The following is a 12,330-nucleotide window of genomic DNA, read 5'->3' on the forward strand; positions in this document are numbered from 1 at the left end:
GGTGCCCGGGCTCTATCTCGCCGCGATCCTCGCCTCCGCCTTCGGTGTGCTCCTGGCCGACCGTCGCTGGCGGCTGGCCGCGTGGCAGGCGCCCGCCCGCAGCGCCCTCGCGGTGGCGATCGGCACGCTCTTCTTCCTCGCGTGGGACGCCGTCGGCATCGCCACGGGCGTCTTCGTCAAGGGCGACAGCCCCCTCCTCATCGGGGTCGACCTCGCGCCGCACCTCCCCCTCGAGGAGCCCGTGTTCCTGGCCTTCCTCAGCTACCTGGCGCTCGTCGTGTGGGCGGGCACGCAGCGCCTCCACGCGCACCGGAACACGGATGCCGCGCCGCCGCCCTCGAGGGAGGCACGATGACGTATCCCCTCATCGTTCTCCCCTTCCTGGCGGCGACGGCCGTCGTCGTGCTCCTCACGGCCTCACGCCCCGGATTCGGACGGCGGATGACGGCATCCGTCCTCGCCGCCGCCATCCTGCTGGTGCTCACCGCGGTGTTCGACAACGTCATGATCGCCGCCGATCTCTTCACCTACCCCGAGCACCTCATCTCCGGGCTCCGGATCGGCCTCGCGCCCATCGAGGACTTCGCGTACCCGCTGTGCGCCGCCTTCCTCGTGCCGGCGGTGTTCACCCTCCTGGGCCCCGTGCGGCCTCGCGGCGAGGGGGCGCCCCGATGACGGCCGCCCCGCCGCTCGGTGCGGGGAGCATCGTGCGTCAGCTCTTCGTCTCTTCGAGGCCCGTGAGCTGGGTCAACACGGCGTACCCGTTCGCGGCGGCCTATCTCATGACGACCCGCGAGCTCGACACGACGCTCGTCGTGGGCACCTTCTTCTTCCTCGTGCCGTACAACCTGGCGATGTACGGGACCAACGACGTGTTCGACTACGAGTCCGACCTCCGCAATCCCCGCAAGGGCGGTGCGCACGGCGCTGTGCTGGATCGGCGGATGCACCGGATCACCCTGTGGGCGGCCGGCCTGCTCTGCCTGCCGTTCGTCGTGTACCTCGTGATCACGGGATCACCCATCTCGTGGTTGATCCTGGCCCTCAGCCTCTTCTTCGTGGTCTTCTACAGCGCGCCACCGCTGCGGCTCAAGGAACGTCCGTTCCTCGACTCGGCGACCAGCAGCATCCACTTCTTCTCGCCGGCCGTGTACGGGCTGGTCCTCGCCGGCGCGACGTGGACGCCGCCGCTGGTCGCACTCATCGTCGCCTTCGCGCTGTGGGGCGTCGCCTCCCACGCGTTCGGAGCCGTGCAGGATGTCGTCGCCGACCGCGAGGCAGGCATCGCTTCGATCGCCACGGCGAGGGGGGCGCGCTGGACCGTGCGCTTCGCGCTCGCCTGCTACGCCGCTGCCGGGATCGCCATGCTCGCGACGAACTGGCCGGGACCGCTCGCCGCCGCACTCGTCGTGCCGTATCTCGTGACGGTGTGGCCCTACCGGTCGATCGCGGATGCCGATGCGGCCGCTGCCACGACCGGCTGGCGGCGGTTCCTGTGGGTGAACCAGCTGTCGGGCTTCGTCGTCACGCTGCTGCTCATCTGGTACGCGATCCTGACCGCGTGAGCGCCCTCCGGCGGCGCCGGAAAGCGCGCAGGCCGGCCCCGAGCGGGGCCGGCCTGCTGCGTCGTGCTTACTGCTTGCCGAGCTCGATGAGCTTCTCGACTGCCGCCGTGAGCCGTGCGTCGGCCGCCCCGTAGGCTGCCCAATCGCCGGCCTCGAGCGCCGTCTGACGGTCCAGCATCGCCTGCTGGGCCTCCTGCAGCGCCGCCTGATAGGCGTCCGCGGGCTCCGTCGGCTGAGTGGGCGCGGGGGTCGGCTCGGGCGCGGGTGTGGCGCCCGGCGTGGGTGTGGCGCCCGGCGTGGGCGTCACGTCGGTGTCGCCCGCCTCGGCCCCGGAGTCACCGCCGAACAGGGTGTCGAGCGCGTCGTTCAGCGTGTCTTCGAACGCGATGTCGTCACCGAACGAGACGAGCACCTTCTGCAGCTTCGGCAGCTTCGTGCCGGTCGACGACTGCACGAAGACCGGCTGCACGTACAGCAGTCCGCCGCCGACGGGAAGCGTCAGCAGGTTGCCGTTCTGCACCTCGGACTGCCCCTGCTTCAGCAGGTTGATCTGCGCGGAGATCTGCGGGTCGGAGTTGAACGTGTTCTGCACCTGCCCAGGCCCTGGCACCGTGGTGTCCGCGTCGATGACCAGCATCCGCAGCTTGCCGTAGTCGTCGCTCTTGACGCCCGCTTCGCTTCCCGCGTTCGAGTCGACCGCCAGATAGCCCATCAGCACGTTTCTCGCGTTGCCCGCTGTCGCTGCGGGAATGAACGACGTGAACATCGAGTACGTCGGCGCATCCTGGTCGGGCATCTGCATCGTGAGGTAGTACGGCGGCTGGAGCAGCGTCTCCTCCTGCGGGTCGTTCGGTGTCTGCCAGCGGTTGTCGCTCTGGTAGAACGACCGCGCGTCGCCCACGTGATAGACGCCGAGGATCGTGCGCTGCACCTTGAACAGGTCGGTCGGGTACCGCACGTGGCTTATGAGCTCGGCAGACATGTCGCTGATCGGCTTGATCGTCGAGGGGTACACCTTCTGCCACGACTGCAGCACCGGGTCGTTCTCATCCCAGGCGTAGAGGGTCACCGACCCGTCGTAGGCGTCGACCGTGGCCTTGACCGAGTTGCGGATGTAGTTGATGTCGTCGAGCGCGAACCGCGGCGCCGGGTTGCTCGAGTCCGAGATCGCCGAGGTGAGGCTGACGGTCGACGAGTACGGGTAGTTCGCGCTCACCGTGTAGCCGTCGATGATCCAGACGATGCGGCCGTCCACCACGCTGGGGTAGGCGTCGTTGTCGAGCGTGAGGTACGGCGCGACCTTCTGCACGCGCTCCCGCGGGTTGCGGTCGTAGAGGATCTGGGAGTCCTCGTTGACGTAGTCGGAGAAGAGGATCTGCTCGGCCTGGAACTTCAGCGCGTAGATGAGACGGTTGAAGACGCTGCCGAGGCTGGGACCGCCGTCTCCGTCGAACGTGGTCTTCGTCTCGCCGGCGCCGTCCTCCCCCGACGGGTAGTCGAGCTCGACCGGCTCCGCGCCCTCCGGGGCCCCGACGATCGAGTACGGCGGCGAGTACTCGCCGAAGTACACGCGCGGCTGGAAGTCCTCCTGGTCGGAGAGGAATCCCTGAGCCGGGATGCCGCGCTCGAGGAAGACGGGGTCGCCCTCGGTCGTGCGGTCATTTCCCTTGGCGGCGACGAGTCCGTAGCCGTGCGTGTAGACGACCGCCGAGTTCTGCCAGTCCGCCGCATTCCCGAGCTCGGTGAGATCGAGCTCGCGCACCGACACGATGGTGTCCTGCGAGACACCGTCGATGTCGTAGCGGTCGACATCGAGCGGGTCGGCGAACTGGTAGTACCCGCGGTACTGCTCGAGCTGCCGCACGTTGGGCGAGATGATCGCCGGGTCCATGATGCGCACCTGGGCGGTGGTCGCGGCGTCGTCGCGCAGCTGCCCGGCGGCGGCATCCGTCACCGCCGTGAAGTCCTGCTGCTCCAGGCCGTCGACGCCGTAGGCGGCATGCGTCATGTCGACGTTGCGCTGGTAGTACTCCTCTTCGAGTGCGAAGCGGTTGGGCTGCACCTGGAAGGTGTTGACCACCCACGGGTAGCCGACGCCGACGACGATCGCCGAGACCACGAGCAGCGCGGTCGCGATGAGGGGGTAGCGCCACCGGCCGATGACGGCGGTGACGAAGAAGAGGATGGCCACGATGACGGCCGCGAACGCGAGGATCGTCTGGCCCGGGATGATGGCGTGGACGCCGGTGTAGCCGGGGCCGGTGATGCGGTCTCCCGGTTCGACGAGGGTCTTGTAGCGGTCGAGCCACAGGCTCGCCGCCTGCACCAGGAGGTAGAGACCGGCGATCACGGCGAGCTGGATGCGCGCCGACTTCGAGATGCGCAGCTCGCGCTGGCCGATCCGCACCGAGCCGTAGAGGTACGACACGAGCGCCGTCACGAGCAGGCAGATGAGCAGGACCGCCGAGGCGAAGCCGACGACGGCGCCCCAGAACGGCATCGCGAACATGTAGAACCCGGTGTCGAGCCCGAACTCGGGGTCGGTGGTGTCGGTCGCGACGCCGTTGAACCACAGCCACGTGGTCTCCCACTGCGCCGACGTGGCGAATCCGGCGAAGAAGCCGAAGAAGATGGGGATGCCCCACATCGCGAGGCGGCGGAGGGGCTCGACGACCTCCTGGTACCGGTCGAGCTGCGAGCTCAGGCGCGCGTACACCGGGCGGAGGCGGTAGGCCAGCTGGATCGACAGCCAGACCGGCACCGCCATGCCGAGGAAGCCGACCAGGAACATCACGACGCGGGCGACCCACTGTGTCAGCAGCACCTCCGAGAAGCCGAGCTGGTCGTACCAGAGCCAGTCGGCGTAAAGGCTGGCGAAGACGAAGAACGCCACCACGAGCACGGCGATGACCGCAAGCGTGATGGCGACGACGCGTCGGGTGCGGGAGGGTGTGGCCGGGGGCGGCGACGAGGTCGTGGTCACGTTCCCATCCTAGGCGGGGGAATCTCGGCCCCCGCCTTGTCCTTCCTGGGCGAAGTCTCAGAAACCGGCAACGTTTCGGGCACGGTCGGCGCGGTCGGATCTCATGGCACGGTGCACGTCGGCAGGGCGTCGAGGTCGCCGCCCTCGCGGACCGCGTCGAGCACGGCGAGCGCGTCGTCGAGATCCTCGACCGCGAACACCCGCAGGTCGCCCGGAATGTGGCCCACGACCTCGTCGCAGTTCGCCTGCGGGGCGAGGAACCAGTCGGCGCCGGCATCCACCGCTCCCCACATCTTCTGACGGATGCCGCCGATGGGGCCCACCTCGCCGTCCGCGGCGATCGTGCCGGTGCCCGCGACCTGCTCACCGCCGTTGAGCTCGCCCGGCGTGAGCGTGTCGATGATGCCCAGGGCGAACATCATGCCCGCACTGGGGCCGCCGACGTTGTTGAGCTGGATCGTGACGTCGATCGGGAAGTCGTAGTCGGTGATCAGCTGCACCCCGAGCTGCCACGTGGTCTCGCCCTCGGCGTCGGTGCCCTCCTTCGGGGTCACCTCCACCGTCTGCTGCTCCCCGTCTCGCTCGATCAGCAGCTCGACCGGGTCGCCGTCACCCGCGTTGATCACCGAGCGAAGCGTCGACACGTCCGTCACCGCCTGCCCGCCGGCCTCGAGGATGAGGTCGTCCTCCTGCAGGACCCCCTCCGCCGCCGCGCCGCCGATGACCGAGTAGACCGAGAGCTGCGCCCCGACGTCGTAGCCCAGCTCGGTGAGGGCCGCCGCCGTCGCCTCGTGCTGGGAGTCGACCATCATGGCCGCGCTCTCCTCCGCGCGCTCGTCGGAGGTCTGGCCCTCGGGGAAGATCGCGTCGATCGGCAGTACGGCCCGGCTCGGGTCGAACCACGCGGTGGCGAGCTCGAACCACGAGGGCGTGCGCTCCCGGTTGCCCTGCACCTGGACGGTCAGAAGGTCGAGCGAGCCGTCGGTCGGGTAGGTGTCCGCTCCCTCGACGGAGATCAGCGGCACCTCTTCGCCGTCGGCGTTCTCGGCGGTCCCGAGGGTGTTGTAGACCGGACCCGGCCGCTGGATCACGTACGAAGTGGGGAGGAACGTGATCACCAGCAGCACGACCATGGCGATAGCGAGGGCCCACACGCCCACGAGCGTGCGACGCGACATGCGCTGCCGCGGCGCGGGCTCGATGGTCGTGTCCTCGTCGAACATGGCCACGCGGGACCTCTCTTCCGTGCCTTGTCGATGGGTGCCTGGTCGTTCGCGACCGGCGTAAGGCGTTCGGGGTCCCTGCCGGGGAGTGCGACGGATGCTGCGACTAGCGTAGAACGCAACCTCATGGACCGGCTGAAAGGCGGCTGAAGTGGCAGACGACGACACTCCCGGCGGCACCAATCCCGAGGACGACTTCCAGGAGCTCATCCGGCAGCTGTTCGGCGGCGGCGCGGGAGACCTCGACGCGGAGCAGCTCTCGCGACTGTCGGGGATGAACATCGACCCTGCCATGATGCAGGCCGTCATGCGGCAGCTGCAGGGGGCGTTCGCGAGCGCCGACGAGAGCGGCATCTCGTGGGACATGGCGCAGCGTCAGGCGCTGCACATCGCCAACCAGGAGGGGCTCGGCGTCACCGCCGGGCAGCGCACCGACCTCGACCAGGCCTTCTCGCTCGCCGCGCTCTGGCTCAGCGAGGCGACCACGATCTCGGAGCTGGCGACTCCCCCGGCCACGATCACGCGCGGGGCCTGGGTCGAGGCCACGCTGCCGGTGTGGCAGGAGCTCGCCGCGCCCGTCGCGACGAGCATCGCCGATGCGCTCACCTCCGCTCTCAGCGAGCAGGCGCCGGAAGACATGCAGGGACTGGTGCAGGGGGCGGGACGCCTCATGCGCACGGTCGGCGGATCGCTCTTCGCCTCTCAGCTGGGCCAGGTCGTCGGCAGCCTCTCGAAGGAGGTCGTCAGCGGCGGCGACGTCGGCATCCCGCTCATGCCCGACGGCGAGGCGGCGATCCTCCCGCAGAACTTCGCGGACTTCGGCCGCGATCTCGAGGTTCCCGAAGACCAGCTCGCGCTCTACGTCGCGACCCGCGAGCTCGCCCACGCACGTCTTTTCCGCCACGCGCGCTGGCTGCGGCTGCACGTGATCTCGCAGGTCACCGACTTCGCACGAGGCGTGCACGTCGACACCGGTGCGCTCGAGGACCTCGCGACCCGGTTCGATCCGTCGGAGCCCGAGGAACTGCGCCGCGCGATCGAGAGCGGCGCGCTGCTGCCCGCCCGTTCGGAGGCGCAGGAGGCAGCTCTGGCGCGCCTGGAGAACCTGCTCGCCACCATCGAGGGCTGGGTCGAGGTCGTCACGGAGGCGGCGACCTCGCGGCTGCCCTCGGCGCAGCGCATCGCCGAGGCGGTGCGCCGGCGCCGGGCGGTCGGAGGTCCGGCCGAGCGTGCCCTGGGCTCGCTGGTGGGCCTCGAGATCCGCCCGCGTCGCATGCGCGAGGCCGCGGCGATGTGGCGTGCGGTGACGGATGCCGTCGGCCCGAGCGCTCGGGACGCCCTGTGGGACTATCCCGACCTCATGCCCGGCGCGGCCGACATCGACGATCCCGGTGCGCTCGTCGCTCGTCTTCAGGCCCGGGCACGCGGCGAGGAGCCCGCTCGCGACGAGATGGACGACGCGCTCGCCCGCCTGCTCGCAGGCGAGGAGCCCCCGGGCACGGCGGACGACCGCCCCGGCGAGGACCCCCGGAAGCCCGAGGGCGACGCGGACGACTCCGACGACGCGGGGGCGGACTCCGACGACGGGGAGAGCGGCGCACCGGAGGACCACCGGCCGGTCTGAGCGGGCGGGCCGCAAGGCGCGGCGTCGACTCCTCCCCAGCGTGCGGGCCCGCGGCGATCTGCGGATTCGCCTGTGGATACTCGGTCGCGCAGGCGTCCCGTGCGGCAGGATCGGGCCATGCTGCGACTCAACCCCGCGTTTCCGACGGTGTGGCGGACCGACACCATCCTGCAGTTCGGCTCCGAACCGGTGGCGATCGTCCACGACCCCGAGCCGTGGCAGCTGCGGGTGCTCCGCGAGCTCGAGCAGGGCATCCCCGACGGCGCATTCGCCGGCTTCGCGGGGGCTGCGGGCGCACCGGACGGCGCAGCGGCGGCACGGTTCCTCGCGCGCATCCGCCGGGCGCTGACGACGAACGCCTCCGCGCGCCGACGCGTCACGGTGCACGCCGCGGACGATGTGCCGGCCCACCAGCGCGAGGCACTCACGGCGGCCCTCATCGCAGCCGGCTACGACGTCGACACCGCCCACGCGTACGACGCCGTGGGCACCATCGCGGCCGGAACCGAGGCCGTCGTGTTCGTGGTCCACCGCATCGTGGCACCCGGCGCGGCGGCCGCTCTCATGAGCGCAGACGTCGCCCACCTGCCGGTCGCCCTCACCGGCTCGGGCGCGGAGGTCGGGCCTTTCGTCGAGCCCGGCCGCACGGCGTGTCTCGCCTGCGTCGCCGCCGATCGCCGCGACGCCGACCCGTCATGGCCCGCGGTCGCGGCGCAACTGCTCGGGCGGCCGGTCGAGGCCGAGCCGGCGGTGCTGTGGGAGGCGGGGATCGTGGCGGGCAGGCTCATCGCGGAGCGCGGGCGGAGCCGCTCCGCGTTCCGGACGCGCTCGGTGAGCCTGAACGCCGGCTCGCTGCACCGGACCGTGCGTTCGCACCGCCCTCACGCAGAGTGCCGCTGCCGATCTCTCTCAGGAACCGCGACGGCTGCCGTTCCCGTACGCCTCGTGCCCACGTCAGCGACAGCGTTCGCCCGGCCCGCGTGATGCCCACGTAGGCCAGCCGTCGCTCTTCGTCCACCTGCTCGAACGTCGTGGCGTACGAGATCGGCAGCAGTCCCTCGGCGACGCCGACCAGGTGGACGTGCTCCCATTCGAGGCCCTTCGCGGCGTGCAGCGTCGCGAGTGTCACGGTGCGCAGGGCAGGCTCGTCGTGCACCTTGGCCCGCGCGGTCAGCTCGTCCGTGAACTCCCGGAGCGTCGTGCCCGCCGGCGCCTCCTGCGCGAGGCGCAGCAACGCTGCCCGCGCCTCCCACGCGTCGCGCAATGCACCGCCGGCCTGCGGTGGATCGTCGGTGAGGCCGCGCGAGCGCAGGATGTCGCGCACCGTGTCGACGAAGCCGCTCTCGATCGGCGCGACGGATGCCGCGCGCAGCTCCATCACCGCTTGTCGCACCTCGGGCATGTCGAAGAACCTGCGTCCACCGAGCACCGTCGTGGCGATGCCGGCGTCGGAGAGGGCGGCGACCAGCTCGGCGGACTGGGCATGCGCACGGTAGAGCACCGCGATGTGGCGCGGGTCCGCGCCGCCCTCGATCTGCTCCTTGACCCGGGCGGCGACCGCGCGAGCCTCGTCGCGGTCGTCGTGGAAGCCAGTCACCGTCGGGATCGGTCGCGCCGTGGCCGGCTCGCCGTCGGGCTGGCCGGCCGAGGCGGGTGCGAGGTGGAGAGCACCGGGGCGTCCGCGCATGAGTTCGTTCGCGACCGCGAGGATCGGGGCATCCGATCGGTAATTGGTCTCGAGGCGGATGATGCGGGCGCCCTCGTAGCGAGCGGGGAAGTCCAGCAGGAACCGGGCGTCGGCGCCGGCGAACGAGTAGATCGTCTGGCTCGCGTCGCCCACCACGCACAGGTCGCGGCGGTCACCGAGCCACAGCTCGAGAAGGCGGTTCTGCAAGGGCGAGACGTCCTGGAATTCGTCGACCGTGAAGTGGCGGTACTGCTCGCGCACGGCTTTGGCCACCTTCGGCTCGGCCTCCAGCATGCCCGCGCACGCCAGCAGCACGTCCTCGAAGTCCAGCTGGCGCCTTTCGTCCTTCAGCTTCTCGTAGGCGCGCTGGAGGGCGACGACCCTGTCGACGCCCAGCCGGCCGACGCCGTTCGGACGAGCCGTGGCGTAGTCCTCGACGCTCAGCATCGACACCTTGCGCCACTCGATCTCGGACGCCACGTCGCGCAGCGTCGCCACGTCGGGGTCCAGGCCCACGCCGTCAGCGGCGTGCGCGAGCATGCGCACCTTGTTGTCGATGATCCCGGGCGCACTGTCGCCCGCCAGCGTCGGCCAGAAGAAGTTGAGCTGGGCGAGCGCGGCGGCGTGGAAGGTGCGCGCCGAGACGCCGCCGATCCCCAGCGCGCGGAGGCGTCCGCGCATCTCCCCCGCCGCCTTCGTCGTGAACGTGACGGCCATGACGCGGCCGGGCGAGTACGCCCCGGTGTCGACGCCGTGGGCGATGCGGTGCGTGATGACGCGGGTCTTGCCCGTCCCAGCGCCCGCCAGCACGACGACCGGCCCGCGCAGCGCGCTCGCGGCCTCGCGCTGGCGGTCGTCGAGCCCTTCCAGGGCGTCGACGCTCACGGGCGCTCCGCGTGCCAGTCGGCGATCAGCCGATGCGCGATGGAAGCGCGACCGGGCAGGACGACATCGCCCTCGCCGGCGAGCGCGCGGCCGACCTCCTCGCGCGTGAACCACCGAACCGCCGCGATCTCCTCACCGTCCGCGCGGGCGGCCGCGTCGTCGAGGGACGCGGCGAGGAAGCCCACCATGAGCGAGCGCGGGTAGGGCCAGGCCTGGGAGCCGCGGTACGTCACGACGCCGACCTCGACACCCGATTCCTCGGCCACTTCGCGGCGCACCGCCGACTCGAGCGACTCACCCGCCTCGACGAACCCCGCGAAGCACGAGAAGCGATCCGCCCCCCACAGAGCGTTGGAGCCGAGCAGCAGGAGGTCGGGGTCGACGGCGCTCGTGATCGCCACGATCACGGCGGGGTCGGTGCGCGGAAAGTGCTGGCGCCCGCACTGCGGGCACCGCCGCGACCATCCCGCGTCGCCGAGCATGGTCAGCGAGCCGCACGCCGGGCAGAACGGCGCGTCGATCAGCCAGCGACCGAGGCTCAGCGCGGCGACGAACGCACCCGCGTCCGCGGGCGGGAGATCGGCGCCGGCGCTGCGCAGCCCCGCCCAGCCGGCCGGGGCCGGGAAGAGCTCCTCCTCCTGCGCCGGATACACGGCGGTGAGGAGGGCGGTGCCGTCGTCGCGTCGCCCGAGGAACGCCCACTCCGCGCCGTCGGGGATGTCGGAGGGCGCGCGCCAGAGCAGCGTGCCGGGCACGGACAGGGGTGCCGAGTCGCCCGCGATCACGAGGACCCGGGTGGCGGCATCCGTCTTCGCCGCATCGAGAAGGCCCGGTGTGAGGCGCTCGCCGGCAGCGCGGTCGAGGCCCGGACGCGCCAGCGGAGGAAGGCTCGTGCTGTCAGGCGCCGTCATCGGGCATGCTCCGCTTCGTCGTTCAGGGCCGGGCGTGGCGCGGGGACGGACGAGCGCGACCGACCTACCCTGGGCACATGGCACGCTCTCCCCTCACTCTAGCCGCGTCGGTCACGTCGGCTCTGCCGCAGGTCGGGGTCGTCGGCGTAGGCGCTCTCACCGAGGGGGCCGCGGGTCGGTACGACACCGCCGTGGCGCATCTGGACGACGGCAGGCGCGTGGTGGTGCGGGTGCCGGCCGACCCCTCGGCCTCATCCGAGCTCGCGGCCCAGGTGCGTGCGCTGCGTGCCCTGACGCCCGGGGTTCGCGGGCTGCTTCCGTTCCGCGCTCCGGAGCTGCTGGGCGAGGGAGGCCTCGGCGGCGAGCGCGTCGTGGTGGTGGATTTCCTGCCCGGTTACCGGGTCGACGCGGCACACCTGCCGCCCGGGCGCGGCGCAGCCAGCTCGCTGGGCGCCGCACTGGCCGCACTGCACGCGCTCCCCCAGTCGATCGTCAAAGGCGAAGGGCTGCCCGCACGCACACCGCAGCAGGTCCGAGCCGACGCGACGCGGCTGATCGACCGCGCCCTCGCCACCCGCCGGCTGCCGGTGACGCTCGCCCATCGCTGGCACCGCGCGGTGGACGCCGATGAGCTCTGGCGATTCGAGTCGGCGGTCGTCCTGGGCGGAGCGGGCGCGGCCTCGTTCCTCTTCGAAGATCTCGACGGCGTTCCCACGGTCACGGGTCTTCTCGAGTGGCACGGCCTGTCGATCGGAGACCCCGCGATCGATCTGCAGTGGCTGGCGTCGGCGCCGGATGCGGCCGACGACGTCTACGCCGCCTACATCGCGGGCAGCGGGCGGGCACCGGACGTGCGCGCACGCGAGCGGGCGCGGCTGTACGCGGAGCTCGAGTTCGCACGGTGGCTGGTTCACGGCCATGAGGTCGATCGCGAAGACATCGTCGCCGACGCCGTCGAGCTGCTCGAGTCGCTCGCTGCGGGAGTGACGGGCGACGACATCGTGACGGATGCCGCGCTCGACGTGGACGACGCCATCGCCCTCCTCGACCGGATGCCGGGGGCCTCGGCACCCGCCATAGACACATCGATGCAGACCGACGCCTACGACCCGGAGGAACTCTCGCAGTGGGTGGCCGACGAGGAGCCCTCCTCGCTCGACACCGGCGAGCTCTCCGGCGGGGCGGAGACCTTCGACACGCAGGAGATCTCCCCCGACGACCTCGCGGAGCTCCGGCCCGCACCCCCGCCGGCACCCGCAGCGGCCCCTGCGGCACCGCACCCCGATGACGACGTCTCGACGGCCCCGATCGACCTGCCGGCACGACGGGCGGAGGGGTCGCTGCCGCCCCGCACCGACGACGGCAATGCCACGGATGCCGCCGCCGAGGCAGAACGGGCCTCCACCGCCGCGCTGCGCCGCTGGATGGCGGACTGACCGAACGACGGCCTTC

Annotated in this window: 9 protein-coding genes; 5 read left to right on the plus strand and 4 right to left on the minus strand. The window is 71.4% G+C overall.

The features are described from left to right. The first annotated feature begins 1 nt into the window (after window position 1). From ACN9MP_RS11100 to ACN9MP_RS11110, 3 genes are read left to right on the plus strand one after another with little or no spacing between them, the layout of a single operon-like run. Window positions 2-355, plus strand: a complete 354-nt coding sequence (locus tag ACN9MP_RS11100; RefSeq protein ID WP_426320171.1) for a lycopene cyclase domain-containing protein — start codon at window positions 2-4, stop codon at window positions 353-355. Continuing rightward, window positions 352-675 carry a lycopene cyclase domain-containing protein gene (locus ACN9MP_RS11105; protein WP_426320172.1) on the plus strand — a complete coding sequence of 108 codons (324 nt, stop codon included), beginning with the start codon at window positions 352-354 and terminating at the stop codon, window positions 673-675. Before ACN9MP_RS11100 ends, ACN9MP_RS11105 begins: the two co-directional genes overlap by 4 nt. Continuing rightward, on the plus strand, window positions 672-1,565 hold the full coding sequence (locus ACN9MP_RS11110) for a prenyltransferase (RefSeq protein ID WP_426320173.1): 894 nt from the start codon (window positions 672-674) through the stop codon (window positions 1,563-1,565). Before ACN9MP_RS11105 ends, ACN9MP_RS11110 begins: the two co-directional genes overlap by 4 nt. Before the next feature lie 67 nt (window positions 1,566-1,632). Here the strand turns inward: ACN9MP_RS11110 and ACN9MP_RS11115 are convergent, their stop codons facing one another. Both ACN9MP_RS11115 and ACN9MP_RS11120 read right to left on the minus strand, forming a co-directional pair. Beyond that, window positions 1,633-4,548, minus strand: a complete 2,916-nt coding sequence (locus ACN9MP_RS11115) for a UPF0182 family protein (protein ID WP_426320174.1) — start codon at window positions 4,546-4,548, stop codon at window positions 1,633-1,635. A 101-nt stretch (window positions 4,549-4,649) separates the two neighbouring features. Next, window positions 4,650-5,777 (minus strand): YlbL family protein, encoded by a 1,128-nt coding sequence (locus tag ACN9MP_RS11120; RefSeq protein WP_426320175.1) that lies wholly within the window; start codon window positions 5,775-5,777, stop codon window positions 4,650-4,652. Between the two features lie 145 nt (window positions 5,778-5,922). On the opposite strand from ACN9MP_RS11120, the gene ACN9MP_RS11125 reads away from it, so the two are divergent. After that, entirely contained in the window at window positions 5,923-7,395 is a 1,473-nt protein-coding gene (locus ACN9MP_RS11125) for a zinc-dependent metalloprotease (RefSeq protein ID WP_426320177.1), read from the plus strand. 784 nt (window positions 7,396-8,179) lie between these two features. Here the strand turns inward: ACN9MP_RS11125 and ACN9MP_RS11130 are convergent. Both ACN9MP_RS11130 and nudC read right to left on the minus strand, forming a co-directional pair. After that, window positions 8,180-9,967, minus strand: coding sequence for an ATP-dependent helicase (locus ACN9MP_RS11130; RefSeq protein WP_426320179.1), 1,788 nt, complete (start codon window positions 9,965-9,967; stop codon window positions 8,180-8,182). Next, the gene (gene nudC / locus ACN9MP_RS11135) at window positions 9,964-10,878 is read right to left on the minus strand and encodes an NAD(+) diphosphatase (protein WP_426320180.1); all 915 of its coding nucleotides are present in this window, start codon (window positions 10,876-10,878) and stop codon (window positions 9,964-9,966) included. The genes ACN9MP_RS11130 and nudC overlap by 4 nt, the downstream gene beginning before the upstream one ends. Window positions 10,879-11,069: 191 nt before the next feature. On the opposite strand from nudC, the gene ACN9MP_RS11140 reads away from it, so the two are divergent. Continuing rightward, window positions 11,070-12,314, plus strand: coding sequence for a phosphotransferase (locus tag ACN9MP_RS11140; RefSeq protein ID WP_426320181.1), 1,245 nt, complete (start codon window positions 11,070-11,072; stop codon window positions 12,312-12,314). Window positions 12,315-12,330 lie beyond the last annotated feature (16 nt).

The sequence above is a fragment of the Microbacterium sp. E-13 genome, from assembly GCF_049912955.1.
Taxonomy (GTDB): Bacteria; Actinomycetota; Actinomycetes; order Actinomycetales; family Microbacteriaceae; genus Microbacterium.